This window comes from Actinoallomurus sp. CA-142502 (assembly GCF_050936355.1).
GTDB lineage: Bacteria > Actinomycetota > Actinomycetes > Streptosporangiales > Streptosporangiaceae > Actinoallomurus > Actinoallomurus iriomotensis.
The window spans coordinates 10,731,843-10,756,874 of record NZ_JBNJMY010000001.1; the positions used below are offsets into that span (position 1 = coordinate 10,731,843).

Below are 25,032 nucleotides of genomic sequence, written 5' to 3' on the forward strand. Positions count from 1 at the left end.
TTCCGCGATGGCCAGGAGGTCTCATGTCCCGTCCGACCAGCGACGTGCGAGCATTCGAAGCCCACGCGACTGACGCCGACCTCGACGATCTGCGCGCGCGACTGGCCGCGGCGCGCCTACCGGAGGCTGAGACGGTCCGTCGCGCCGCGCCCGATCCTCGCCGGTGGGGACAGGGCGTTCCTCTCGCCGACCTCGCCGATGTCGTGAACTACTGGCGCACCGGGTACGACTGGCGGTCGTTCGAAGAGCGCCTCAACCGGATCGGCCAGTTCCGCACGACCATCGATGATCTGGGGATCCACTTCCTGCACCGCCGATCCGCGCGCGCGGATGCCACTCCTCTGATCTTGACGCACGGCTGGCCAGGCAGCATCGCCGAGTTCATCGACGTAGTGGACGAGCTGGCAGATCCGAAAGACGCGGACGCGCCGGCGTTCCACGTCGTGGTGCCGTCGCTGCCGGGCTTCGGTTACAGCGACAGGCCGGCCACGACCGGGTGGGGAACCGAAAAGATCGCGGCCGCCTGGGTGGAACTGATGGGAAGGCTCGGCTACAGCGAGTTCACAGCCCACGGCGGCGACTGGGGAGGCAACATCACCACGGTTCTCGGCGGCAGGTTCCCGGCGCACGTTCTCGGCATCCACACGACGTTCGCGGAGGCACCGCCCGGGTTGACGACGGACGGGCTGACGGCGGCCGAGCGCAGGTGGACCGAGGAAACGCGCGATTTCTGGCGCCACCGCGCGGCGTACGCGAAGCAGCAGGCGACCCGACCGCAGACCATCGGCTACTCGCTCGTCGACTCACCGGTCGGGCTTCTCGCCTGGATCCTCGACAAGTTCGCCGAGTGGTCGGACACCGAAGACAGCCCGTTCGAGACGATTTCCAGAGACAGAGTTCTTGACGACGTCACCCTGTACTGGCTGACGCGGACCGGCGCATCATCGGCCCGCATTTACTACGAGAGCCACAACTCGCTCGATCCCGAACTTCGGGTCGACGTCCCGTCAGCGATCAGTATGTATCCCCGCGACATCGAGAAGTGTCCGCGCCCCTGGGCGCAGGAGCGGTACCGGCAGATCGTCCGATGGAGGTCACCCGAAACCGGGGGACATTTCCCGTCGCTGGAGGTTCCTGAGTATTTCGTGAAAGATCTGCAAGAGGGCCTCGCGGCGGTGCTGGCCGCTCATCGGTGAGGTGCCGACTCATGGAGCGGCGGAAAAAGGGATCGCCGTCGCCGGTGGAACCGTCTATCGTCGTCGGGTTCCCTCACCAAGGAGGCCATCATGTACGGCGACGACGAGGTGCGGTTTTGAGCGGACCAGCAAACGTCGCAGGGGGTTCCCTCTAGCGAGACTCGGGTCAAGCGCGGCGACCGCGTCGTGGGCGGCGAGAAAGAGCTGATCGAGAAGTTGGGCGGCAAGGACCCCTGTCCCTGCGGCTCCGGGCGCCGGTTTCCAGCGCTGCTGTCGGCCCACCGGACGCTACGACGGCGTACTCGGCGACTACTACGTGCGGCAACGTGAGTGATCTCGGTCCTGCTGTCAGGTCAGCCGGTCTTCGTGTAGTGCTGGAGGTACAGGAAGATCCGCTTCAGACCTGATCCGACGTTGACGATGTGCAGCTGGCCGCCGGTCGGGCCGAGGTCCCAGGCGGCGATTCCCTCGACCTCGTCATCGGTCTCGGTGTCCTGGTGGAACTCGTACGCGACCTGGCCGGACGTCGGGTCGATCGAGTAGACGGAGTTGTCGGTGTCGACCGAGGCGTAGAGCCTGCCCTCCCACGAGGCCGCACCCTGGATGCTGCTCAGCGGCTGCGACAGCGTGACGGTGCTCGCCACCGGAAGCGTGGCGCCGGCCGGAAGGCCCAGCAGGTCGCTCAGGTGGTAAACGACCAGTTCGTTCGTACCCTCTGCGGCCTCCTGGGTCCACGGTGCGGTGTAGACGAGACCCGCGTTCGCGTCGACCGCGACCCACGGCACCCCACCCGGCATCTGGTCGAGCGGAAGCTGCACGTACCGCCCGGTGTAGGACAGGTCGCTCGCGTTGTAGAGCGCCAGCAGCGGATGCTGGTAGCCGTCGTCCCCGTCCTCGATCGGCGCGATCACGTACCCGGCGTAGTACTCCAGGTCACCAATATGGTCCGAGTGGTACGTCCCGCTCAGCGACGATGGGATCGGAAACGGCTTCGAGGCGACCTCGCTGTCATTGGAGATGGTCGCCTTCACCATCCCGCCGGGGCCCGCGTAGTAGAAGTAGGTGCCGTCCGTCGCCACGCCCTGACCGCGCTCGAGGGCGTTCGTCCCGGTCCACCGGTAGTACTGCGCGGTCCGGGTCCACGTGGCGGCCGACGCGGGCGTCGCCATCACGCCCGCCGCCAGCCCGGCCGCGACCAGGCACCCACCGAGTCCGCTGCTCAGCCTCATCTTCGCCTGCCTCCGGTCGCCTCGGATCGAAAAAGGCACGGTCGACATTCCAGTCGCAACAAATAATGCAAACTCGGACATCGTCGAATCACTGTCATGCCAGTTAGAATCCGGCGGCGATTCTTGTGACCGCGAACAGGCGACGTCCTCACGTTTCGTAAGTACCGACCTGGTCGTCCGTGGCGGTCACCGGCGAGGAGCGCCACTCTTGGAAGAAGAGCCGGCGCAGCACCTCGGCACGCGGGTAGGGCATGGTGGCCCGCATCGGCTTGGCCAGTGGGCCGCCGACGCGCCACACGACGCGGTCGGTGGCGGGGACGTCCCAGGGGACAAGCCGTTCGACGACCGTACGGGCCGCGGCCTCGGCCCTGAGGATTCCTTCAGGGTCGACGGTGAACGGGGCAGTCGCGCGAAACCGGCGGCGTGGATCGGCCGCGAGGAGCGGCACTACGCCAACGACTACCGCTTCGTCTTCGAACTCCGGGACGGCCTGATCCACCGGGTCCGCGAATACATGGACACGGCCCGCGGGCACCGCACGGTCTGCGGCTGGGCTCCGCGCTCTCCCGTGCTGGTCAGCGCAGGCGAGAGGAGGACAAGATGGAGGTCAGGTGCGCGATGACCATCACCCAAGTGATCACCGCGATGGCCAGAACCGCCACGTGAGTCGCCCCTTGGCCGTTGATGATCGTGTCGATCACCGCAGCCGCCAGGAGGACGATGGATGCCTCGATGCCGTTGGTGATTCGGTGGATCTTGAAGGCCGAGGCCAGGCGTCGAGCCGACGCGATGCCTGCTGAGCGTGGCCGGGCGGCCTCATCATCGGCGACCGGCAAACCACGGCGCGCGCGGGCGACATCCACGAGGTCCGTGGAGGCCTTCAGCAGTACGATTCCGAGTGCTGCGGTAAGACCCGCGGACACCCAGAGGGCCGAAGAACCGTGTGCTGCTCGGATACCGGCCCCGACCATGAGCGCCGCGTCGGCCAGGTAGGCGCCCAGTCGATCAAGGTAGATCCCTGCCGCGCTGTTCTGCCCCTTCCAGCGGGCGACTTCTCCGTCTACGCAGTCGAAGAACAGGAAGAGCTGAAAGAGCAGGGCCGCAAGCAGCGCCCCCGCCAGATTCGGGATGAGCAGAGCGAAGCCGGAGGCGATTCCGCACACGACCATCGACCAGGTCAGGGCATCGGGGGTGACGCGGGTCCGTACGAGTTGCCGGGTGGCGCGCAGCGAGATTCTCCGCATGTACAAGCGGCCGGCCCAATGCTCCCCGTTACGGCTCCGCATCTTCGCGTTCGGCTGGCAGACCTCACGCAACTCGGCCAACGCCGGAGCACTCGCCATCACATTCCCTCTCCACTAGTCCTGCTGAGAGCGGTCCGAAGCCGCCGATGCTCCAGCGGTACGGCCACTGTCGCCGCACGCTAGAGGATCTTGTCGCTCAACTATTCTGACGATCGCCCGCACGCACGACCGGTGACGCACACCGCGACAGCGGCCGAAGGACCGGAACGGAAGCTCCATGGCGAACGACGTCGACGCCGACCCGAAAGGACACCTCGAAGGCCTGCGGCCTCCGCCGCGTGGTGGAGAACACCACCTTGGGGAGCGGCCTTCCGATCGCGGCCCGACGACGTAGCCGTCAAGTGAGACGCCCGCCCCACTAGGTCCATTCCTCAAAGCGTTCGACTGAGCGGCTGGCGCTCGCTCGGCTTCGATGGACGCCGTTTCCCCACGGCTCCAGTCGTGGAGAAACGGCCGGTGATCGGCTACTTGGCGTAGCGGCGCTCGCAGGCCGTGTGGACGGCGGTCGCGTCGTCAAGGCAGACCCAGACGTATGCGGCGCCGCCGGCGACGTTGGCGGGAAGCGTGGTCGGAACCTCGGCGATCGAGTCGCAGTGAGTACTGCTGCTCCTGGGGCCGAGCGATCCGCCAGCAGCATCGTAAGCGCTGAGCCACGCTCTTCTGCAGCCGATGGAGCGCATGTCCCCGTCGAATCCGACCGACCGGCCGTAAAAGGTCAGGACGCCCCCGACCCAGCTGCCGGAGCCATCCTGGACCACGACCGATTTGCTCGGGTATGCGGCGGTAGCAGCCGAGGCGGCCGGTGCGGTCAGCGCCGCGGACACGGCCAGGCTCGCCGCAGCGGCAAGGGTGAGAACAGATCGGCCCAACGTCACGCGAGTCTCCTTTGGTGGCGAATGTGCGAGATGACGCCATAAGATTGCCCGTCGCCATTGCATTTGTCCAGGCCGCAAAGTGCCCTTCTTACCACTGAATGCGCAACCGTTGGCCACGGATTGAGCGGTTTCCGGTGATGGTTACCGCACCGGGGTGACCGTCAACGACACATCCGCGCCCTCGATGTGCCTCGCAGTTTCGCTCTCTTCACTTCTACCGCTTCGCGACTGACGGCCGGCTACGCCCAGGCGTGTGCCATGGGAGCGTTGGAGATCACGCGAATCACCGACTTAGAGAGGACTCGCAGGTGAGCCTGCCCCATCCGGAGGAGATCTGGGCCGAGGTCGCCGCCATGGCCATCGCGTCGACGGCGATCCCGAAGCTTCACAACGTTGGATTCGCGCTGGACCAGGGCGGGTTGTGGATGCGGGACATCGGCGATGGGTGGTGCAACATCACCTGGATCGACGGTGGCCGCGCGGTCCTGTGCGGCTGTCACAACGACAGCAGCCAGACGCGATACCAGGTGCCGCCCATCGACCTGCTCGCCGGCGGACCGGACTGGTTGCCGTGGGAGTGGCTCGTCGGGCTGATGAACGAGACGCCGATGCTCACGTTCGTCCACTGGTGGGACGGGTCCTCCTGGTCCCAGGCGCCCACCCCGGACGGGATGGAGGACGGTGTCTTCTACAACGACTCCACCACCGAGAACGTTTACTGGGATCTTGCGGACGACTACGACAAGGCGGTCACCGCGCTCGAGAACCTCGTGAGCGCCGCGCGTACCCGGGCCGTGGATCGGTCGGTCATCGAAGCGCTGGCGGCACCGCTGGGTGCTGAAGCCCTGAGCGAGGAGGGCTGTGATGTCCGGGCGGCCCTCGACATCGCCGACCGGACCGGCGTGACACCGGGCTCCACCCGCCCCGGCATTCCCGCCGGCCACGGCGAACCGGCGGACCGGCGCGTCCACGTCCTGGATCCCTCGCAGGTCAGCGGCCTGATCACCACTGCGATGCGCGCGTCGGCCGAACTGGACCGCCCTGAGCCCGACGCCGGACCGGCTCTGGAACGGGCGGTGGCATGGGTACGCGACCGTTGTCCGGACGGCACCGTCACGGTGGCCTACGTGGGCTATGACAGGCCGGGCTTCACCTTCATCTCCCCTGGTGGCTGGCTCGACAAGGACCTGTCGGAGGTGCTGGACGCCTGGCGGCAGGAAGGCGCCGACCCCCGCACGGGCCACTGGACGCACGCGCGGATCCGGGCGACCGCGGACACGACGACCGTCGAACGCGCCTACGATCACGTACCGGCATGGTGGCAGCCCGCCTACATGCCCGACGCACAGGTGGCGGCGCTCCGCACCGAGATGGCCCGGCGCGACGCGCAATGGCGTCCCGGCTGGGTGCGCCTACTTGACGAGGACTTCGAGCAGGACGGCGCGCCAACGGAGCTCTGCTGGCGCCCCGGCCGTACCGTCGAGTCGCTGGGGTGACCGCGCCGGCTCCGGGTCAAATCCGGCGGCAGAGCATCTGCCGGCCGCCCGACGCGAACAGCGCGATGTACGGCGGGAGCTCCTCGTACGTGCCGCCCGCCGCCGGCGAGGCCAGACGGGCGTACATGTACGCGGTGAAAAACTTGGGCGTACGCGCCAAAGAATTGGTGTCGCTGCCCTCGTGGCGACCATGGATACTGCCGCCATGCACCCTCTGGGGCGGGCCATCGCCCATGTGACGTCGCTGGCGACCGGCGAACCGTCGGACCCGTCGTTGCGAGTGACGCTGCACTTTCACCCTGATCGGCTCGTGGGCGGGGTGCCGATCCTGGAGCGGATGGCCCGCGACGCGGTGTACCGGTCGCAGTTCGAGACCGGAACCAGCAACGGCGGTCTGACTGCGCATCCTGGCGGTGACCGCTGGGGGTGGGAGAGCCGGATCTTCGCCGGGGCCTATGACGACGGGCCCGCGACACAGCGACCCAAGTACGGATCGCTGAATTTCCGCCGTCGCCTGGTCGGCGGCTCACCGCGCTTCGGCTCGGCCCATCTGCGCCTGGCCGCCCACACTCTGGCCCGCACCACGTTCTGTTATCCGGACAGCGTGTTCGAGCCTCAGCATTTCGGCGTGGCGTCGAAGCTGTCGACGCTGATCGCGCTGGCCGAGGCCGACGACAAGGACCCGCTCGACGACTACGTCGAAGCCCACGTGCACGGTACGGTCGACCTCCGCCGAGACATCGAGGCCCTGGTCCTCGACCCCTGCTACCGCGACACCCCGGTGGCCACCGCGGCCAAGCGGTTGGCCTGCCCGGTCGAGTGGCATGGCGGCTTCACGCTGACCACGGCCGAACTACGCCGACACCCCGAGTACCGGGGTCCGGAGTTCGTCGACCTCGGCATATCGCTCGCTCACGCCGGCCGTCTCGATCCGCGAATCCTCGGAGACGCATCTCGCACCGGCCGATATGACGAGCAGGCCCTCAAGCGGGTCTGGCACTACGTGGCCAGGTTCGGTACCCCCGAGATGGCCGTGTAGGTGTCTTCTCCGTACGCCGCGTGCCGAGGCGTCAGAAGGTAAGGCCGGGGCGCAGCTCGGCCAGTTTGCCGGTGAGCCGGGGACCGAGATACCGGGTCAGGTCGCTTCCCGGCTGCCCCGCGAAAGGCAGGGAATCCAGGAACGACGTCACCACGACCTCTCGTGCCTTCGGCTCGACAGCGCCGAACTGCTCCTCCAGGAAGGCCACGGTGGCCCGCCAGTCCGGTGCGTCCTCGTCGCCGAGGAAGGAGGCGACTGTCTCCTGGGTGACGTCCCAGAAGAACACGTGGGGCAGCACGCCGTCCTCGTTGAAGACGTGACTCGAGGGGACTGAGCCTCAAGATTTGAACGCCTCCTCCAGGTAGCCGTCCAGCGAACCTGAGGGACGCCATCCGGTTGCTTTCCTCAGCTTCGCGCCGATCCCCGCTGAACGGCGCAGATGACCCTCAACAGCCGAGGCTCTTATGACTTTTGGTGGCGTATCCACGCGCGAGAACACTAGCTTACATATGTCACCGACAGAAACCTCGTTCTCGGCGCACACATTGTAGACCTCTCCCTGCACGTCATCCGCAAACAAAAGGCGAGCCAAGGCATCGGCCGTGTCTTGGACATAAACCCAGTCTCGAGTCTGGCTGCCGTCCGATGTCAAAAAGAAGTCGGTTTCCCCGCTGCAGGCTCGAATCAGCGCCGGAATCAGGCGGTCGGGCTGCTGGCCAGGGCCGTAGTTGTTGAAGAGCCGCGCGGTCACCAGAGGCAGCCCGTAACACTGGGTGGCTGCTTGGCAGAACGCCTCTTGACTCAGCTTGCTCGCAGCGTAGGGGCTCGCGGGACGCGGAGATGCCGACTCGTCGACCGGTGCGGGCGTCGTGCCGTACACCTCGCATGAGGACACCAGAAGGAATCGGCGCAGGTGGGGCGCTACCGCTAATGCCTCGATAAGGTTGGTCGTACCGATCACGTTGTTCTGCACGTATCGATCAGGGTGGGTAACGGACGTGGGTACGTACGCCTCTGCGGCGAGATGAATCACGTGAGTAAAGGACTTCAGTTGGGTCTGGAACTGGAAGTCCGTCCGGAGGTCGAGCAGGTCCTTGTGGATGAAGTCGCCTGAGATATGGCCCGTTCGACGATCCAGTCCAGTCACATCTATACCGTCGGACTGTAGCCGCGCCACTACGTGGCGACCAATAAATCCGGCCGAGCCTGTCACGAGTACCCGAGTCATTCCGATTCCCCTCGTACCCTTCTGGGCTGCACAGAAAACAGCCTGTCGCCGAGCCGCCCAGCCGGCGGCGACGCCTCACCGGGAGCCACGCCACTGAAAATCCCCTGGTCTTACCCGGATATCCGCGCCACCAGGAAGAAAGGTCGTCGGCTTCACTCCGGACCGGACAGACACACATCGAGGAAGGGCCGTCAAGACAGTCAGGGACGTTAGGCGCGCCGGACACAGAACTTGCTTTCACGCTACTGGCGTACCGCCTCCCCCTCGGATCATTCTCCGGGCTCGCAGCCGGCCCCTTGGGAGATCACATTGATCGTCGCCACGGTTATACCATGCACTCCGATCCTCGCAGCCTGCTCACACATCTCCACAGACCACGCCACGCCACGCAACAGCGACCGGATTACGGGCGCCCGTAACCATGGTCGCCACCCGTACTTTATACAGCCTCCGCATCTCACGCTTGGAATGGCCCGCCGAACGCTCGCTGGACAAACATAATTGCGGCGATGTAACATATTGACAATTTGACGAGTGTACGGTGTTCTCAGGTCCAAGGAGAGCTTGTGACTAGCGGCGCACATTCAAAGAACAGCTCTACACGGTCGAATAATCCAGTCGTACGAGTGGCCACAGCAACCGATGAGAACTATCTGCCATACACCGCCGCCATGGTCCATTCAATGGCAACTCACCGGAGCGCGAGCACCCGACTTGAGCTAACGATTATGCACAGGGATGTCTCCAGGCGAGATCAGGAGAAGCTGGAGAGCATTGCCGATCAAATCGCCGTGCACTGGGTTTCCATGGATCCTGCCAGCTATCAGGGTTGGGGGATGGAGCCCGATCCACTGATATTGGACCCTCATTATTTTCGGTGCTTTTTGCCGAAAATCCATCCCGACCCTGTGAGCCGTGTTGTCTACGTCGACGCGGACACTCTAATTCTTGAGGATCTCTTTCCTCTGTGGAATCAGCAGCTCGACGGCAACCCTGTCGCCGCGGCTGGTGATCTGGTGTCAGTAATCAAAGATGCCATCAGCCACTGGCAGGAGATCGGACTCGATGGCGACGCGCCCTACTTCAACTCCGGCGTGATGGTGATCGATCTAGCACAGTGGCGGTCCGAAGAGATTTGCGAACGCGTACTCCATCGCTGCCAGATAGATCGCCACCGGCTTCTTATTCGAAACCGTTGGAACCAGCACGATCAATATGGCTTCAACGTAGTGCTGCAAAATCGATGGAAGCGTTTGCCTGACAGATGGAACCACTACTCGGAGCGCAACAGCGAACGACCGGCGATTATCCATTTCCTCGGCGACATGAAACCTGGTGCTCCGCTGGCACGCCCCGAGTTCACCCAGATGTTCATCGAAAACGTGGACGCAACTCCATGGAAGGGATGGCGCCCGAATCTCCCAGCAGGTATTTCGGCGAGCGGCCTCGATTGATGGGGTCCGTAGCGCCTGCGAGGCTTCGGCCGGAAATAGCTCCGGGCCCGCTGTAAGCCGAGCGAGGCGGATGACCTGTTGATCGGCTCGGCCCGGGTGGCGGTCTACCCGTGGCGCTCACGGAGCATGCGCAGCCGGCAGTGGAGCGACGGGATCGATCAGGCGGTTCGCCTGCTCAGCTCCGCCACGATGAGCCGGGTCCTTTCCGGCGTGTGCGGTGTCCTCGGCGTGCTCAGCGCCGCGGCGTCACGGCCGACGACCTGGCCGCCCTGACCAACTACCCACCGGGCAGCCAGATCCCGGGGGTGCAGGGTGGAGTCAGCCGGATCGGCGACGGTGACGGACTCGCCGACACCACATTGGACAACGGACGCTAGTCCCCTGCCGGGTCATCCTCTTCGCCGTCGTCCCAACCTCCGGGAAGCGGGCCAGGCCCTACCGGTGAAGGTCAAAACGTGCTCTAGCGACGTCTCGTCGACGATCGTCCGGTAGTAGCAGTTAGGTCGTGGTGCACCCGAGGGCGACCGAGTGTGGCAGGCCCCGCCTGTCGTGCGGCGTACCACGTAGAGCAGGGAGTTTTGTTCGCAGTTGACTCCCGGTAGCGCACTACGGTGACAGCAACGATGACCGAAGCCGTCGCCTCCGATGGCCGACCAGCTACCCGCTTCCCGGCCAAGAGCACGACCCCTTGAATACGAATGAAATCAACTTCTCAAACACCCTAACAGGTGCTCACCTGCCCCAATTTCGAACATTTGAAGCATATCCGTTCAGCTCTCTAACGAAGCTATCGTTCCCTGCGATCCTCTCCTCGACTGATGCGGCATCATGGGGGTACGCGTTCGCATAGTTACGCAAGCGCTCGGTATGAGATTGGACGTGGTTCAGGTGACTTTCTATATTCTGTTGCTCGGCATCACGCAGCTCGTTCAGCGTCTGCCGTCTGCCGCGTGCGGACTCTTCTGCGTCCGCCGCGATGCGGCGGTAGGAGGACGAGTGGTGATCGAACCCATCTGCGGCTACCTTTCGAGCTTTCTCTGATGCATCCTTCGCGGCTCTGTCCAGTTCTTTTAGCGCCTCGCCTGCCTTACTTGCCCACAATTTCGGTGTTCCGAAAATGTCAGCGGAGGCGTAGGACACTTGCGCCCTGCCATCCTCGAAATGGATGTAGTACTTTTCCGCCGATGCCGGCTCGAACCTATCCACGCCTCTCGTCTTACTTAGAAATGTAGCCGCTTCATCAAACTCACTCTTCCGCGAATAAACCGACCCACTCATACGGTCTAGATCGTTGGCTATATCGAAACTTATGGTGGACTTGGATCTCGCCACCGTTTCAACAGCGGGTTCAACTTTCGCGCCGCGAAGCAACTCAATCGCCTTACTAAAAATATTCACTTGATTACCTTAATTAAAAACTTCTCTCAGCATGCAGCCTGAAATCCCGCACGCTAGGCGCCCACTGCAGGTAACGGACCACGGAACCGCCCGTGTGTCGCCGAGGCGTCGACCGCACGTACATGAACAAGAACCTAGCGCCTGACACAGATAGGTCAGATGACGGCAACACCGGCAGACGGATGCAGATCATCGCGATCATCGGGAGATGGATCGAACTCGGGCAGAGCTTGATCGCCTTGGCCGTGATCGAGATACGGTCCAACGGTCAGGCGACTCGGGCGGGACGGCACCTCTGCTGGTGGAAATAGACAGTCCTGCTCATTAGGACCAGCCCGGCGAGTCACGCACCAACCGGCTCTCAGGGGAGAGCGACCACGCTAGATGCTGTCCCAAGGGCTTGGGTCATCCCTCCGTGATTCACTGCGCGGTCAGGGACCGCCCCCGGCGTGCCATTAGCGTGCCAGTCACGGCGGTGATCAAGGGGGGGACAGGGGGACTAGCGGATCATGGAACGACGAAGCCCCACGCACGTTTCCGCAGGTGGGGGGCTATTTGATCACGTGGTGGCGGGTCCAGGATTCGAACCTGGGTAGGCTAAGCCGACGGATTACAGAGGGTCGGCGATCTCGACTTCACTAGCCCACTGACCTGGGCATCGACCGTGCCGCTGGGCACCGGCATGGCAGACCATCCCGTGCATATCCCGTACGGTGGTGACCTGCCATCGTCCATGCTGGCGGTCAGAGGTCGTGGCGGCTGAACACAGCGCATCCGATGATTTCGGCAAGGACGATGCGCTGGTGGTCGGTCAGTTCGTTGTAGAAGACGACCGCTTCGGCTTGATGCTGAGCACGCGCCTTGGCTATCTCCCGGATCTTGCCGGTGCTCATCAGAGTGCGCCTGGAGTAGGGACGATCCGTGTTCCGGCGACCGCCTGGTGCGTTGCCCTTCTTGTTGCCCGAGTTCCCCCGGCGCTGCACGAAACGGCCAGTGACCCGCCCGCCGAGCCGAATGACCGACTCTGCCACCGCGTCCATCGACGAGAGGTAGTCCTTCCGCTTGGCTGAGAAGAGACCCGCTATGAGCACGTCCGTACCAGCGATGACAGCGGATGTTTGTGGTGCAGGATGCTCGACCAGGTGAGAGCGGGCACGGTGACGGACGCGGCGTTGCCACCTCTCGCGAACCATCCGGCCAGCGTAAGTTCCGACCCATCCGAACTGCCAACGACTTTCACCGGATATCACGCCCGCTGAACACGGTCACAGCCTGCCTTGACCCTCACCTGCGGCCAGCCACACCGGACCTCGTCAGTAGCGACAGGTTTACAGCCCGCCATGGATCCGGAGTCAAACCCCTCCCTGACCTGCGCGCGTCTTCGTCCTGTGTGCTCAACCCGACTGGTTCATTCCGCGTATGTCCCGGATCTTGCTTTGCGTTAGCGTCCGAGGGAGATAGACGCGTAGAGCATCTGTCCGGCATCCCGGGCGCGGCGAGCGAGTGCCGCGAGTTCACGGGCCGTGTTCAACATCTCGTCGGCGTGGTCGGTCCGGTAAGTGAACTCTTCGATCATCACCCACAGCGGAGCAGCCTCTGCCAAAGCTTGATCAGAGGCATCAGCCAGGGTGTCTCTCACGACTTCGCTGAGTTCAACGAGGAGCCCTGACGAAGACGCGGCGACTTCCTCTGGCGGAGGAATGTGAGCCGTGGGGATGCCGGAGAAAACGATCTCCTCGTATGAGGGGCCAGACAGGAGACCGACGAGCTTGTTGACAGCGCCGAATGGGTCACCAATATCGACCAACCCGGGTGCCAACGCCTCACATCCGTGCCTGGCCGCTGTCTCAAAAAGCGCATACGACTTCCCGTGAAGCGCCTTGGCTGTCGCTCGGTCGGGAGCCCGGAAATACTCGGCGTCGTCCATGTTCTCCCCTGATGGCCTCGTACCTCCTGACCGAAGGGGTACGCGCAAGTAAGTGCTGTTCTACCAGGCATACGCCACGGCTCCCCCGGCTGGGTCATCCCCTCTCTGCCTCCGCCCCGTGCTCTGGGGAACGGGCAAGGCCCAAGGGCGAAAGGTGGAGCGCCTGGCCTGGGCCTTCGATGTCAGAGCGGGTGACGGGAATCGAACCCGCACTAACAGCTTGGGAAGCGCAGGGATCTCGGCCGTCATGGGCGCTGACCTGGCCGTCGATGTGCTCGTGAGTGACCGCTGTTGACCTTGATCGCCGGGGCTAATGGCACGCTAATGGCACGGCGGGGAGCCTCGCATCTCCTGAGCGGCATTACCGGTCGGCCGCATCTTTATCAGTTCGATCACGGTGAAGGTGATCGATCAGCGCTCGACGTCGGCCCGTCTGCATGCGGCCGTGATCATCCGGCGGCGTCTGCCCTTGTTGCTGTCACCGTTGCTGTCAGCCCACTACGCTTCGTTCGTGGCTGATGGTTCGGCCTTGATCGGGTGCTCCTCGGGGAGTGGCTCCCGAACGTTGGGGAGCCGTCTTGTCTCGGAGGCTCCGAACTTGGCGAAGTTCCGGCGGGCCTGGGTGAGGCTCAAACCACGGTTGGGACCACCACGAACGGTGTCGGCATCATGGTCGTCCTGGCCGTCGTCCTCCCAGAAGCAAACGGGGCAGATCTCGTAATAGCCCCGCTGGTCGAGGGTGAGATATCCACAGCAGGGACACGCATACGGCTCTCCGCGCTCGGATCGATGGATACTGTTGTTTTCCGCGCTGTCCGTGTACCACTCGAACCATTGGACGCGGCGCGCCATCTCCTCTTCGCTGGGCTGTTCAGGATCACCGGTCATGAGGACATTATTTCTCCTTGGGCGCATCGCGCACGGTTCCACCCGGCCTGGTCATCCCGTCTGCCGTCGTCCCACCCTTCGGAAGCGGGCCGGGCTAAGGTATTGCAGCCTCTACGCTCCAGGGAAGTTGCCATGCCTCGCCGGTCCCCAGGCGAGATCAGACGTCAGCTACCACGTGCAGCTTTCCGCGGCCGTGTGCCCCCAATCAAGGGGCTGTCCGGTGCGACCAACCATCAGATCGCTTCCTTCGAGCGACGAAACGGATTGCCACCCGGCCACGTCGCTCGCGCCCTCCGCATCTGGGCTCAAGGCCCGACCCCTCACCCCAACGGAGGGCTGACATACGGAGCAGGGACCACCCTCTGGCGCGACATGCATGCGCGTACCTTGCTCAATGACGTCCTGCACACCTTGCGACGAGCCGCACGACGAGACCTGAACCGAGCGCTTGTACCGCTAGACGACGCTTTCTTTAGAAGGACCGTTAACGATCCGACCGCTTCACCCGATCAACCGTGGCGGCGTAGGCGAATCGTACGCTAGGCACGATGGTGCGGCCTTGGGTCCCGCGAGCACTATGCCGGAAGCTTGACGGGTGCACGCCACGGTCCCCCCGGCCTGGCCATCCCGTCTGCCGTCGTCCCACCCTCCGGGGAGCGGGCCAGGCCACGGTGGTGAAGGTGGAGCACTCCACGACTGAACGACCTTCGCCACCGTGGCCTGGTCTGCTCGGCTTGTCCTGGACGAAGGCGGGCGGGATGACCAGGCTTCCACCTCAACCACCTGCCCAGCTCAACCCGCGGGTGAGACCCAGCCCGGAGCCTGAGGGGTTGCGTCCACGGGAGTGGTGTATGAGTTTCCGCTGGTGACGGGCGTGTCGTCGTGGAGTTGAGGACGGCCACCGCGTAGATCCTTCGAAGTCGTCCAAGACAAGAAGGAGATCAACGCGATGGCCGCGGACAACAGTGTGGACCCTGGAAGCTGGTTCGCCGAGCAGATCGGGGCGTGTGAGCCGGATCTGCTGCGGCAGATGGTCAAGACGATGGCCGAGGCGCTGATGTCGGCTGAGGCCGACGCGATGTGCGGCGCGGGCTATGGGCAGCGCAGCGAAGGCCGCACGAACCGGCGGAACAACGGGTATCGGGAGCGGGACTGGGACACCCGCGCAGGCACCGTGGAGCTGGCGATCCCGAAACTCCGGTCCGGATCGTACTTTCCCGAGTGGCTGCTGGAACGCCGCCGCGCCGAACAGGCCCTGGTCTCGGTCGTGGCCACCTCGTATCTGCTGGGCGTCTCGACCCGGCGGGTGGACAAGCTGGTCGACCAGCTCGGGATCAAGGGCATCTACAAAAGCCAGGTCAGTGAAATGTCGAAGGTCCTGGACGGGCAGGTGACCGCGTTCCGGAACCGGGCCCTGGACGCCGGCCCGTATTCCTTCGTGTGGATGGACGCCCTCACCCAGAAGGTCCGTGAAGGCGGCCGGATCGTCAACGTCCACGTCCTGGTCGCGACCGGCGTCAACGCCGACGGGCACCGGGAGATCCTGGGGGTGGAGGTCACCTCATCCGGGGACGGCGCCGGCTGGCTGGCGTTCCTGCGGAGCCTGGTCGCCCGTGGCCTGTCCGGCGTCCAACTCGTCATCTCCGACGCCCACCGCGGCCTCATCGAGGCCATCGGATCGACGCTGCCCGGTGCTGCCTGGCAGCGCTGCCGGACGCACTACCTGCGGAATCTGCTGACCAAGGTGCCCAAGTCCGCCCAGCCCTGGGTCGCCACACTCGCGCGGACCATCTTCGACCAACCCGCCGCCGAAGAGGTCCACGCCCAGCACGCCCGCGTCGTCGACAGCCTGGAAGCCAAGCATCCCGACGCCGCCGCGCACCTGGACGAAGCCCGGCCGGATCTGCTGGCCTTCACCGGCTTCCCGCGCGAGATCTGGCGGCAGATCTGGTCCAACAACCCCAAGAACGGCTGAACAAAGAAATCCGCCGCCGCACCGACGTCGTCGGGATCTTCCCCGACCGCGGCGCCATCATCCGCCTCGTCGGCGCGGTCCTGATGGAACAAACCGACGAATGGACCGAAGCCCGCCGCTACACGGGCCCTGAATTCCTCGCCAAAGCACGCCTCCGAGCCCTCGCCGGCGACCCGCCGAACGAGAACACCACCACCCAAGCAATCACCGCTTAACCTGCAACAACGGATCACGCGGAGGCCGACTCGTACACCACCCCGCTGGACGTGACCGCCTGAGGCCCCCGCCGGAGGCATGAGCATGGGAAACCTTGCCGCTGTAGGGTGTCCGCGCGACCATCAAACGGTGACCGAACTAGAGGACGGTCGTTGGCTCTTCACCGACGAAGATCTCCTGAATCCAGAGAAGCATTGGGACTTTCAGGAGTCCGCGGCCAGATCCGGTGACACTTGGTGCTTGTCCAACGAGACGTGGGTTCCGCCGAACGCTGCTGCCTTGGTCGCAGCTGCCCGGCGGACCGAGTTGCGTCGCTTCTTTCCCTTCACCGCGCATCAATACCTGTCCTTCAGCGACGGGCCGACTCCGTGGAAATCCGGCGGGGGCCAGATCGCTCCCGCCTGTATCTCTCAGGACCCCGACCACGGATATGTCGTATGGAATGGCGGCCCGTACGACGCTGACCGGAACCCAGTCCTGATGACTCCAGAACCGGAGGAGGCGGCCGCCAAAGCCGTGCGCCTGCTCGCGGGGTGGCCGTCGCCGGCCTGCTAGCGGACACGGGTGTCCAATGCAAAGTCATCGGGAGTGGATTCTCGCGATCGGAGTCCTGGATCGGACTGCGAAGATCAGCCGAGCGTGAACATTTTGGCGCGGATACGGCGCCGGCTGGGAGGGTGTGCCTCATGGAAGACTTGCGGGACGCCGAGCGCCGACTCCAGGCCGCGCAGCTCGCTGGAGATGTCGAGGCGCTGGATCGGCTGCTGGATGATCGGCTGATCTTCACCTTCGGTGCGAACGTTCAAACCAAGGCGGACGACCTGGAGCTGCACCGCACTCGAGTGCAGGTGCTGACGAGAGTAGCCGAGGAGGAGTTGACCGTGCTCGCCGACGGGCGCACCGGGGTGACGTGGTTTCTCGGCACCGTCGAAGGGACCGTCTCCGGGACGCCGTTCGCCGCCAGGATGCGCTACACCCGTACTTGGCTATACGACGAGACGCACGGTTGGCGAGTCATCGCCGTGCACGCCAGCACGACCGATTGACCCATCCGACATCCAAGGCTCCTACCGAGGACACTGACCGGGCACTCCCGATGTCCGCCTGACCGGCACAACACCTGTCCGTCTACCTGCACTTCCGCGACCGTATGCCAGCCCTTCCAGGTGTCCGCCAGCACCAGGGCGCAGGCCCGCCGACTGACTCCCTTTGGTCGCCCTTCGGGTCGCCCGCGGCGATCGACCGGCAGCCCCGCTCGCCACATCACGGAAGCCTGTTACTACTGCCTCCGGCGGGGGCGCTCTGGCCCGGGGATGGCCCGCTCAGACGTTGAGCTGGTCAGTGGTTGAGGTGGAAGCCGTTTCTGAGCATCCGCGGGCCGGTGCGGGTTGGTTATCTAGCTGTGCTGTCCGGGGACGTTGGTGACAGGCGACACGCCCTGGGTGGTTCTTGAACAAGGGGAGGGCCTTCTGGTTTCGGTGTGGATTGCGACATCTGCACCGACGTCCAGGAGGCCCTCATGCCCCACCGTAATGCCCCGCTGACCCCGACCGGCCGCCTGCGCCTGGCCCAGTGCATCGTTGAGGACGGCTGGCCACTACGCCGGGCCGCCGAACGCTTCGGCGTCAGCCACACCACCGCCGCACGCTGGGCCACCCGCTACCGGCAACTGGGCGCCGCCGGCATGCATGACCGCTCCAGCCGCCCGCACCACAGCCCGCGCCGAACCCCACCACAAATCGAGGCACACGTGGTCGCGCTGCGCCGGGCGCACCGCATCGGCCCGCTCCGGCTGGCCGCCCGCACCGGCATCGCGCCCTCCACCGCTCACCGCATCCTGACCCGCCACGGCCTGCCACCCCTGGCGGTCTGTGACCGCGCCACCGGCGAACCCATCCGCCGCTACGAACGCCAACGCCCCGGCGACCTGGTCCACATCGACGTCAAGAAACTCGGCCGCATCCCCGACGGCGGCGGACACAAGACCCTGGGCCGCGCCGCCGGCCGCAAAAACCAGCGACGTGCCGGCATCGGCTACCTGTACCTGCACACCGCCCTGGACGACCACTCCCGCCTGGCCTACACCGAAACCCTCACCGACGAGACCGCCGCCACCTGCGCCGCCTTCCTCGTCCGCGCCACCGCGTGGTTCGCCGCCCGCGGCATCACCATCCAACGGGTCCTGACCGACAACGCCTGGGCCTACACCAAGACCACCTGGCGCACCATCTGCGACGAACTGGGCATCAGCCCTCGCTGGACCCGGCCCTACCGGCCCCAGACCAACGGCAAGGTCGAACGATTCCACCGCACCCTGACCGAGGAATGGGCCTACCACCAGCCCTACACCTCAGAAACCGAACGCCAAACCGTCCTCATCGACTGGCTGGACTGGTACAACTACCACCGACCCCACACCGGCATCGGCGGCCAAACCCCAGCCAGCCGCGTCACCAACCTGTCCGGACAGCACATCTAGCGGCCGTTGTGACCACGCGGCCGGCCGCGTGGTCACAACGGCCTGCCGGTCAATGCCGGGGTAGGTCCCCGATCCGGTTGACGAAGGCACTGTCGATCACGGTTTCAGCCGCGGTCTGGGTGCCCGCCGGCCGGTCGCCCAGCCGCGCCACCAGGACGCTACGGGCACCCAGATAGTCGTAGGTCTTAGGGTCGAATATCAGCTCTTCCCGGATGCGACCTTCGACGACATGAGAGACGGCGACCCCGTGTCGGCCCTGCACGTTCACCGAATCCGCGACCAGGGCGAGCCCTCCGATCTTCTTCATCGCCTGAAAGAGCGCCGCCCGGGCCTTCGGGGGCATCAGCCCACCGTTCAGGAGATCGGTGGCCCGCCCCCATGTCGCGTCCGCCTCGGAACCCTCGCCTCGCGTCTTACGCAGATAGGCGAGCATGTGGTCCGCATCGGTCGGCAGGTCGGAGGCGTACGCCGGACTGGTCGTGCAGTTCGCGGGCGGCCGGGCGAGGTCCACCGGCTCGTCGGCCCTCGTTGCACGGTCACAGTCCCACTCTTGGACCCAGCCCGGCTGGCCGGGCACCGGCGTCCCGTCGGCCGGAGGCAGTTGACCGGTGCCGGTCTGCTTTGTCCGCGTGAACCCGGGCCGGCCTCCGGCGGCCGGCTGCCAGCTGAGCCGCTCGACCTTGCGATAGCCGTTCCAACGATCGTTCTTGTCGTCATAGGTCGGGCCCCAGTTCACGGTATGCGTGAAAACGTACTGGCCCGGAGTGGGAGCCGGCCGGTTCCGCGCCGTAGCCGCGGCACGGTCGAGCAGTGCGGAGACCGCGGCGACGTTGTGGGTCCGCCCGCCCCCGCCCGGAAGGTCGCCCCTGTCACGGCTGAAGACGCCCATGGTGACGACGCCCGCGGCCAGGGTCGCGGCGACGAGCCCGCCGGCGACCATGCTTCGTCGCGCCGGACCGAACCGACGCGACACGCGAGCCCTCGACGGGGCTTTACGCTGGTCGGACAGGCCCGCCTGGAAACGGGCCTCGGTCGTGGACAGATCGGTCGGCAGCGGAACCTCCGCGCGCAACTGCTGCACCGCTGTCAGCTCATCCATTGACCGGCTCCTCTCGAACGTTGGTGGGGTCGACTCCGCCGAGGGTTCGGCGCAGCCTGGTGCGGATCCGGTTCATCCGCGATCGGACGGTCCCCGAGGACACGCCGAGCGCCTGGCCGACCTGGTCATACGTCAGGTCGGCCCACGTGAGCAGCAGCAGGACGTCGCGGTGTTTCGCCGGCAGAGCCGCGATCGCCGCAGCCAGCCGCCGACTCACCGCGTCGGCACTGATCCGACTGTCGGCGCGTTCGGTGAACGACTCGGTCACGGGGTCGGCTCCGGTACGTTCCAACACCCGGAGCAAGCGGACTTCGTCGCGCATATGACGACGAATCAGGTTGGTCGCGATGCCGTACAGCCAGGGCCGCGCGTCACGGCGCGCGAGGTCGTACGACTTGCGCTTCTGAAACGCGAGCAGGAACGTCTCAGCGACAATGTCCTCGGCCGGACCGGGCCCCAGCCGCCTGGTGACGTACCGCGTAATCTGCGGCGCGTGCCGATGGAACACGGCTTCGAACCGCTCGGGTTCATGCCAGGACGACTGGATAACGCCGGCGTCGTCCGAGTCGTCATCGCCAGGTAGGGACCGATACTCAGCCGCTATCTGGCTTTCTTCAACCATGGGGTGACCTCTCGTGCGGCGGTCAGGACACCTGTTATTGCCCAAACCAAACCGCTCAGGTCCATGCACAGGACAACCTCAGAACGTCCAATCATGCCGATCACCGTCAATACCGGCACTGACCAGCACGAACATGCGCCCGCATCAAGGATGCCGTGATGGCGGGACTGTAAAACTAACGGCGGATCTGATGATCAAGAGAGAGACGCCGGATGGCCAAGAACGCCGTTGAGTCTGAGTCTGTGGAGCAGGCCGTTGAGCCGTCGGTGAGCGCGGCGAGTGATCGTGATGCTCGTGAACCGTGCCGCAGCGAGGGCCTGCGACTGAGCGGGGAGGGCGGACTGCTTCAGCAGCTGACCAAGCGGGTGCTGGAGTCGGCTCTGAAGGGTGAGATCACCGATCACGTCGGCTATGACAAGCACGATGCGGCCGGGAAGAACAGCGGTAACAGCCGCAATGGCACGCGGGGGCAAGACCGTGCTGACTGATGTCGGCTCGGTCGAGGTGAAGGTGCTCCGGGACGTCGCCGGCACCTTCGAGCCGCAGATCGTCCACCTGGCCCTGGCCGTGACCGTCGAAGGCAACCGCGACATCCTCGGGATCTGGGCCGGTGCGGAGGGCGGCGAAGGCGTCAAGCACTGGCTGCGGGTGCTGACCGAGTTGAAGAACCGCGGGGTCGAGGACGTGCTGATGCTGATCTGTGATGGGCTGAAGGGCCTGCCGCAGGCGGTCGAGGCGGTCTGGCTCCGCACGGTGGTCCAAACCTGCGTGATCCACCTGCTGCGGAACTCCTTCCGTTACGCGGCCCGCCAGGACTGGGACAAGATCGTCAAGGCGCTCAAACCCGTCTACACCGCCCCTATGGCCGAGGCCGCCGAGGAAGGTTTTCTGGAGTTCACCGAGTCCTGGGGCACGAAGTACCCGGCGATCGTGAAGCTGTGGTCGGACGCCTGGGCCGAATTCGTCCCGTTCCTCGCCTTCGATGTGGAGATCCGCAAGGTGATCTGCTCAACGAATGCGATCGAGTCCGTCAACGCCCGGATCCGCAAGGCCGTTCGGGCCCGCGGCCACTTCCCGACCGAGGCCGCCGCTCTCAAATGCGTCTACATGGCGCTGATGAGCCTCGACCCGACCGGCAAGGGCCGCAAGAGGTAGATCATGCGCTGGAAGGCACCGCTCAACGCCTTCCAGATCGCCTTCGAAGGCCGTCTTACCCCGGCCAACAACTGAACCCCTAACAACCAAGCTCAGCCGTTAAATTGACACTCCCCTACTACGCCGCGGCCAGTTCGCCTCCCGCGACGAACTGGCCGCGGCCATCGACACATTCGTCTTGGCCTACGAGGACACGACGTCAAGCCCTACCGCTGGACCTACGACGGCAGCCCACTCAAAGCCGCATGAACCCCCGAAGGATCAACGCAGCGCTGCACTAGTACTGGAAGAGTACTTCCGGATTGTTCGGCGACGGGCCGTCCAACAGCGGACTGTGGATCCCCTTCAGCGTCTGGTCGAAGAACGCTGTCACGTACTCGCGGGTGATCACCACCCCGCGTTCCGGGGAGAGGGGCGGCGTCGGGAACCCGGCCTCCTCCAGAAGCAGGTCCAGGTCGCTGAAGCTGAAGTGGTCGGCGCCGGCGACCGTCAGCCACTTCTTGTAGCCGCCGAGGGCGGCCCAGGTCTGCTCCCACGTGGTGTCGTGGCCGCCGGGCGGGTGGTTGGCGGCCGCACCCAGCATGAGGAACGGCCGGTTGATCTGGCGGGGCCTCGGGGCCGGGTGGAAGGCGCCGTCCATGTTCACTCCGGCCCGTACTCGCGGGTCGGCGATCATCGTGGCGGTGGCCGCCGCTCCGCCGAGGGAGTGTCCGGCCATGCCGATCTCGTGCTTGTCGATGAGGTGTGCCAGGCGCCACGCGGTATTGCCATGCGTCAACTGGTCGATCACGAAGGACACGTCCAGCGCGCGGCTGGCGGTGACGGAGTCGAAGTCGAGCGCCGGGTCATCGCAGATAGCGCACGGCGGCGTCTGGCCGTTCGCCAGCGTCTCGCCGCTGTCCTCGTATGTGTGGCCGACGAGCGCGACGACATAGCCGTGACTGGCCAGGTCGGTCGCGAGCGAGGTGAGCACCATGCGCGGGTCCTCGTACGCGGGTGAGAGGACCACCAGTGGATACTTGCCGCTCTGCGGCCGCGCGCCGTCGAAGGCGTGAGTGGTGACACTGGAAAGGTTCTGTGGGGTGACGCCGGAGCTCGCCGGCATCTTCCGGTGCTGGATGGATCCGGCTGCCTCGGCGAGGGTCATATAAGGGGCCGGAGTCCCGGTCCCGGAGACGGCCGGGTAGACCATCGTGACGGTCAGTTGGCGGGAGCCGGATGACGGCACCCACGGGTCGGGACGGCTCGCGTCGGTGAGGTGGATGACGTCCTCGCCGGCGGCGTAGGGGCCGGTCGGCGCGGGGAGCGTGCCTTGGAAGGATCGCGTGGGCGCGGTTGCCGTGGCCGGTGCGGTATCGAACGCGTGCGTGGCCACCGGTGTGGCCGACGGTGTGGTCGTGGCGGCGAACCCGGCGCCGGTTCCGGCGACGAGGGCGGCGAGCGCCAGCACCGCGACAGCGCCGATACGGCGATTGCGTTTCATGGGATCGACGCTAGGTTCCGCAGCTCCGTATCGAATCAGCCCATAGATGTAAACAATTTTGTGTCGTAACCCCCGCGAAGTACCGGAGTCATCCCCCGGGACTATGTCGTGCGGCGCGGGGTTCCCTTCGCCGGCATCGTCGAGCGCCACCTTCGTCTTGGCCTACGACGAACACGACGCCAAGCCCTACCGTTGGACCTACGACGGCAGCCCACTCAAAGCCGCATGAACCCCCGAAGGATCAACGCGGCGCTGCACTAGCTTTAGGGCACTGACACAACCGGCTGGTCGTACCGGTCAGCAGCTCCACAGCACCACAGCCAGGGCCGTGTAGCCGGAATCGCTCATGGACGGCGATCGTTCCGTCCGAGACACTGTGCTCATGTTCTGGTGGGAGCCTGTCCTCGGTCTGATCGTGTTAGTCCTGGTCCTGGGGTTCATCTCAGATCGGCGCAATCGCCGTAGGGGATCCAAGCTCGCCGACTGGCGCAACATCTGGGGAGCAATCCGAGAAGACCGCCGCGACTTGCGCGCGTACGACAGGTTCAAGAGCGGTCGCGGCCCTGGTAGCGAATGGATGGATCGCCGCCGCCGATAGCACAGTGGGGCTTAATCGGATCAGGCTCCACGCCGCCGGCCTACCCACTCCGCTCACCCGATCACGGGAAACTCTTACGGATGCCTCCGGCGGGGGCACTCCGGCCCGGGGATGGACCACCCCGGCGTCGGGCTGGTCAGTGGTTGAGGTGGAAGCCGGGTCGAACTGTGGCAGAGCGCCGCCGAGAGACTGCCTCAGCCCCCGCGTCTCGTGCCATTAGCGTGCCAGTTACGGCGGTGATCAAAGGGGAAACAGGGGGAACAACGGATCATGGAACGACGAAGCCCCCCACGCACGTCTCCGCAGGTGGGGGGCTGTTTGATCAGGTGGTGGCGGGTCCAGGATTCGAACCTGGGTAGGCTAAGCCGACGGATTTACAGTCCGCTCCCATTGGCCACTCGGGCAACCCGCCGTCACGTCGTCCGTAACGACGCTCTGAAGGATAGCGGACTCTGAACCCTAAGGTGACATCGGATTCCCGGCGCGCGGGTGGTGGCGTCGGAGGGGCCTGTGGGGCGCGGTCTCACTACTCTGTCGTTGAGATCGTCATTCTCTGTGAGGACGCAAAGTGGCAGACAGCTCTTTCGACATCGTGTCCAAGATCGACCGGCAGGAGGTGGACAACGCTCTGAACCAGGCGGCCAAGGAGATCGCGACGCGGTTCGACTTCCGGAACGTGGATGCGGGGATCCGGTGGACCGGGGAGAGCATCGAGGTGCAGGCCAACAGTGAGGAGCGGGCGAACGCCGTGCTCGACGTGTTCAAGGACAAGCTCGTCAAGCGGAAGATCTCGCTCAAGTCCATCGACGCTGGGGAGCCCAAGGCGTCCGGGAAGCTCTACAAACTCACGGTCGGCCTCAAGGAGGGGATCTCCCAGGAGGACGCCAAGAAGATCGGCAAGATCATTCGGGACGAGGGGCCCAAGGGGGTCCGGGCGCAGATCCAGGGGGACGAGCTCCGGGTCACCTCCAAGAAGAAGGACGAGCTCCAGTCGGTGATCGCGCTGCTCAAGGGCAAGGACCTCGACGTCGCCCTCCAGTTCACGAATTACCGCTAGCGGCGGCGCCCGGCGCGAACGGCCTGGCGGTGAGGGGGTCGCGGCCCCCTCACCCGATCGGGCTACCGGCGACAGCCTCGGGGCAGCCAGTGACCCGCCACCCAGACCCGGCGGACCCTTCCGCGCACGCGCCTGCGCTCGTAGCGGCCCCGTACGTACGTGCGGCAGCGTGGAGGTCTCAACGTGGGCGCCTGCTCACCGCTGGTCACAGGGGTCATGGCGGCCGCTTCGGCGCGGGTGGCCGCGCCGGCCGGGCCTCCCAGGAGTGCGGTGCCGCCCGCGAATACCAGCCCTGCCGCGGTAAGCGTCACATG

Annotated in this window: 23 protein-coding genes, 1 tRNA gene and 2 pseudogenes; 12 read left to right on the top strand and 14 right to left on the bottom strand. The window is 65.3% G+C overall.

Annotated elements, in window-relative coordinates; all coding sequences use genetic code 11:
- Positions 1-23 precede the first annotated feature (23 nt).
- Positions 24-1,196, top strand: coding sequence for an epoxide hydrolase family protein (locus ACQEV1_RS50445; protein ID WP_433405137.1), 1,173 nt, complete (start codon positions 24-26; stop codon positions 1,194-1,196).
- Positions 1,197-1,382: 186 nt separating this feature from the next.
- A complete protein-coding gene (locus ACQEV1_RS50450) occupies positions 1,383-1,526 on the top strand; it encodes an SEC-C metal-binding domain-containing protein (protein ID WP_433405140.1) in 144 nt (47 codons plus the stop codon).
- A 23-nt stretch (positions 1,527-1,549) separates the two neighbouring features.
- On the opposite strand, the gene ACQEV1_RS50455 is transcribed toward ACQEV1_RS50450, so the two are convergent.
- The 4 genes from ACQEV1_RS50455 to ACQEV1_RS50470 form a co-directional block, all read right to left on the bottom strand.
- Positions 1,550-2,425 (bottom strand): hypothetical protein, encoded by an 876-nt coding sequence (locus tag ACQEV1_RS50455; RefSeq protein WP_433405143.1) that lies wholly within the window; start codon positions 2,423-2,425, stop codon positions 1,550-1,552.
- A gap of 148 nt (positions 2,426-2,573) precedes the next feature.
- Positions 2,574-2,873: a hypothetical protein gene (locus ACQEV1_RS50460; protein ID WP_433405145.1), complete on the bottom strand. Its 300-nt coding sequence runs from the start codon at positions 2,871-2,873 to the stop codon at positions 2,574-2,576.
- 127 nt (positions 2,874-3,000) lie between these two features.
- Entirely contained in the window at positions 3,001-3,768 is a 768-nt protein-coding gene (locus ACQEV1_RS50465; protein WP_285624995.1) for a CDP-alcohol phosphatidyltransferase family protein, read from the bottom strand.
- Positions 3,769-4,193: 425 nt separating this feature from the next.
- Positions 4,194-4,604: a hypothetical protein gene (locus ACQEV1_RS50470; protein ID WP_285624993.1), complete on the bottom strand. Its 411-nt coding sequence runs from the start codon at positions 4,602-4,604 to the stop codon at positions 4,194-4,196.
- Between the two features lie 308 nt (positions 4,605-4,912).
- Between ACQEV1_RS50470 and ACQEV1_RS50475 the strand changes: the two genes are divergently transcribed.
- Both ACQEV1_RS50475 and ACQEV1_RS50480 read left to right on the top strand, forming a co-directional pair.
- Positions 4,913-6,100 (top strand): hypothetical protein, encoded by a 1,188-nt coding sequence (locus ACQEV1_RS50475; RefSeq protein WP_433405149.1) that lies wholly within the window; start codon positions 4,913-4,915, stop codon positions 6,098-6,100.
- 205 nt (positions 6,101-6,305) lie between these two features.
- The gene (locus ACQEV1_RS50480) at positions 6,306-7,139 is read left to right on the top strand and encodes a DUF3626 domain-containing protein (RefSeq protein WP_433405152.1); all 834 of its coding nucleotides are present in this window, start codon (positions 6,306-6,308) and stop codon (positions 7,137-7,139) included.
- A 31-nt stretch (positions 7,140-7,170) separates the two neighbouring features.
- Here the strand turns inward: ACQEV1_RS50480 and ACQEV1_RS50485 are convergent, their stop codons facing one another.
- Positions 7,171-7,437, bottom strand: coding sequence for a hypothetical protein (locus ACQEV1_RS50485; RefSeq protein ID WP_433405155.1), 267 nt, complete (start codon positions 7,435-7,437; stop codon positions 7,171-7,173).
- A gap of 39 nt (positions 7,438-7,476) precedes the next feature.
- Positions 7,477-8,367: an NAD-dependent epimerase/dehydratase family protein gene (locus ACQEV1_RS50490; protein WP_433405158.1), complete on the bottom strand. Its 891-nt coding sequence runs from the start codon at positions 8,365-8,367 to the stop codon at positions 7,477-7,479.
- Positions 8,368-8,993: 626 nt separating this feature from the next.
- Here ACQEV1_RS50490 and ACQEV1_RS50495 point away from each other — a divergent pair.
- Positions 8,994-9,821, top strand: a complete 828-nt coding sequence (locus tag ACQEV1_RS50495; RefSeq protein ID WP_433405161.1) for a glycosyltransferase family 8 protein — start codon at positions 8,994-8,996, stop codon at positions 9,819-9,821.
- Between the two features lie 78 nt (positions 9,822-9,899).
- On the top strand, positions 9,900-10,094 hold the full coding sequence (locus ACQEV1_RS50500; RefSeq protein WP_433405164.1) for a hypothetical protein: 195 nt from the start codon (positions 9,900-9,902) through the stop codon (positions 10,092-10,094).
- A gap of 459 nt (positions 10,095-10,553) precedes the next feature.
- On the opposite strand, the gene ACQEV1_RS50505 is transcribed toward ACQEV1_RS50500, so the two are convergent.
- The 4 genes from ACQEV1_RS50505 to ACQEV1_RS50520 all read right to left on the bottom strand — a co-directional run bounded on the left by ACQEV1_RS50505 (position 10,554) and on the right by ACQEV1_RS50520 (position 14,034).
- A complete protein-coding gene (locus ACQEV1_RS50505; RefSeq protein ID WP_433405167.1) occupies positions 10,554-11,219 on the bottom strand; it encodes a hypothetical protein in 666 nt (221 codons plus the stop codon).
- Positions 11,220-11,962: 743 nt separating this feature from the next.
- Positions 11,963-12,259 (bottom strand): hypothetical protein, encoded by a 297-nt coding sequence (locus ACQEV1_RS50510; RefSeq protein ID WP_433405169.1) that lies wholly within the window; start codon positions 12,257-12,259, stop codon positions 11,963-11,965.
- Between the two features lie 401 nt (positions 12,260-12,660).
- A complete protein-coding gene (locus tag ACQEV1_RS50515) occupies positions 12,661-13,146 on the bottom strand; it encodes a hypothetical protein (RefSeq protein ID WP_433405172.1) in 486 nt (161 codons plus the stop codon).
- 498 nt (positions 13,147-13,644) lie between these two features.
- On the bottom strand, positions 13,645-14,034 hold the full coding sequence (locus ACQEV1_RS50520) for a CPCC family cysteine-rich protein (protein WP_433405174.1): 390 nt from the start codon (positions 14,032-14,034) through the stop codon (positions 13,645-13,647).
- 949 nt (positions 14,035-14,983) lie between these two features.
- Between ACQEV1_RS50520 and ACQEV1_RS50525 the strand changes: the two are divergent.
- From ACQEV1_RS50525 to ACQEV1_RS50540, 4 genes and pseudogenes are all read left to right on the top strand, one after another.
- Positions 14,984-16,224, top strand: a pseudogene (locus ACQEV1_RS50525) (IS256 family transposase).
- Between the two features lie 130 nt (positions 16,225-16,354).
- Positions 16,355-16,780, top strand: coding sequence for a DUF6193 family natural product biosynthesis protein (locus ACQEV1_RS50530; protein WP_433405177.1), 426 nt, complete (start codon positions 16,355-16,357; stop codon positions 16,778-16,780).
- 131 nt (positions 16,781-16,911) lie between these two features.
- Positions 16,912-17,271 (top strand): nuclear transport factor 2 family protein, encoded by a 360-nt coding sequence (locus ACQEV1_RS50535; protein ID WP_285624972.1) that lies wholly within the window; start codon positions 16,912-16,914, stop codon positions 17,269-17,271.
- A 473-nt stretch (positions 17,272-17,744) separates the two neighbouring features.
- Positions 17,745-18,704 (top strand): IS481 family transposase, encoded by a 960-nt coding sequence (locus tag ACQEV1_RS50540; protein WP_433405179.1) that lies wholly within the window; start codon positions 17,745-17,747, stop codon positions 18,702-18,704.
- Positions 18,705-18,753: 49 nt separating this feature from the next.
- Here the strand turns inward: ACQEV1_RS50540 and ACQEV1_RS50545 are convergent, their stop codons facing one another.
- The gene (locus ACQEV1_RS50545) at positions 18,754-19,803 is read right to left on the bottom strand and encodes a CU044_5270 family protein (protein WP_433405182.1); all 1,050 of its coding nucleotides are present in this window, start codon (positions 19,801-19,803) and stop codon (positions 18,754-18,756) included.
- On the bottom strand, positions 19,796-20,425 hold the full coding sequence (locus tag ACQEV1_RS50550; RefSeq protein ID WP_433405185.1) for an RNA polymerase sigma factor: 630 nt from the start codon (positions 20,423-20,425) through the stop codon (positions 19,796-19,798). Before ACQEV1_RS50550 ends, ACQEV1_RS50545 begins: the two co-directional genes overlap by 8 nt.
- Positions 20,426-20,637: 212 nt before the next feature.
- Here ACQEV1_RS50550 and ACQEV1_RS50555 point away from each other — a divergent pair.
- Positions 20,638-21,655, top strand: a pseudogene (locus ACQEV1_RS50555) (IS256 family transposase).
- 202 nt (positions 21,656-21,857) lie between these two features.
- Here ACQEV1_RS50555 and ACQEV1_RS50560 read toward each other — a convergent pair.
- The gene (locus ACQEV1_RS50560; protein WP_433405187.1) at positions 21,858-23,063 is read right to left on the bottom strand and encodes an alpha/beta hydrolase family protein; all 1,206 of its coding nucleotides are present in this window, start codon (positions 23,061-23,063) and stop codon (positions 21,858-21,860) included.
- Positions 23,064-23,988: 925 nt separating this feature from the next.
- Positions 23,989-24,073 (bottom strand) — tRNA-Tyr (locus tag ACQEV1_RS50565).
- A 156-nt stretch (positions 24,074-24,229) separates the two neighbouring features.
- Between ACQEV1_RS50565 and ACQEV1_RS50570 the strand changes: the two genes are divergently transcribed.
- Positions 24,230-24,718: a YajQ family cyclic di-GMP-binding protein gene (locus tag ACQEV1_RS50570; protein ID WP_285582445.1), complete on the top strand. Its 489-nt coding sequence runs from the start codon at positions 24,230-24,232 to the stop codon at positions 24,716-24,718.
- Positions 24,719-25,032: the final 314 nt, after the last annotated feature.

Bases quoted from the DNA above. Each gene is read 5' to 3' on its own strand.
- ACQEV1_RS50445 (WP_433405137.1), top strand. From the start codon at position 24: ATGTCCCGTCCGACCAGCGACGTGCGAGCATTCGAAGCCCACGCGACT.
- ACQEV1_RS50455 (WP_433405143.1), bottom strand. From the start codon at position 2,425: ATGAGGCTGAGCAGCGGACTCGGTGGGTGCCTGGTCGCGGCCGGGCTG.
- ACQEV1_RS50465 (WP_285624995.1), bottom strand. From the start codon at position 3,768: ATGGCGAGTGCTCCGGCGTTGGCCGAGTTGCGTGAGGTCTGCCAGCCG.
- ACQEV1_RS50480 (WP_433405152.1), top strand. From the start codon at position 6,306: ATGCACCCTCTGGGGCGGGCCATCGCCCATGTGACGTCGCTGGCGACC.
- ACQEV1_RS50490 (WP_433405158.1), bottom strand. From the start codon at position 8,367: ATGACTCGGGTACTCGTGACAGGCTCGGCCGGATTTATTGGTCGCCAC.
- ACQEV1_RS50510 (WP_433405169.1), bottom strand. From the start codon at position 12,259: ATGGACGCGGTGGCAGAGTCGGTCATTCGGCTCGGCGGGCGGGTCACT.
- ACQEV1_RS50515 (WP_433405172.1), bottom strand. From the start codon at position 13,146: ATGGACGACGCCGAGTATTTCCGGGCTCCCGACCGAGCGACAGCCAAG.
- ACQEV1_RS50520 (WP_433405174.1), bottom strand. From the start codon at position 14,034: ATGACCGGTGATCCTGAACAGCCCAGCGAAGAGGAGATGGCGCGCCGC.
- ACQEV1_RS50535 (WP_285624972.1), top strand. From the start codon at position 16,912: ATGGAAGACTTGCGGGACGCCGAGCGCCGACTCCAGGCCGCGCAGCTC.
- ACQEV1_RS50540 (WP_433405179.1), top strand. From the start codon at position 17,745: ATGCCCCACCGTAATGCCCCGCTGACCCCGACCGGCCGCCTGCGCCTG.
- ACQEV1_RS50545 (WP_433405182.1), bottom strand. From the start codon at position 19,803: ATGGATGAGCTGACAGCGGTGCAGCAGTTGCGCGCGGAGGTTCCGCTG.
- ACQEV1_RS50550 (WP_433405185.1), bottom strand. From the start codon at position 20,425: ATGGTTGAAGAAAGCCAGATAGCGGCTGAGTATCGGTCCCTACCTGGC.
- ACQEV1_RS50560 (WP_433405187.1), bottom strand. From the start codon at position 23,063: ATGAAACGCAATCGCCGTATCGGCGCTGTCGCGGTGCTGGCGCTCGCC.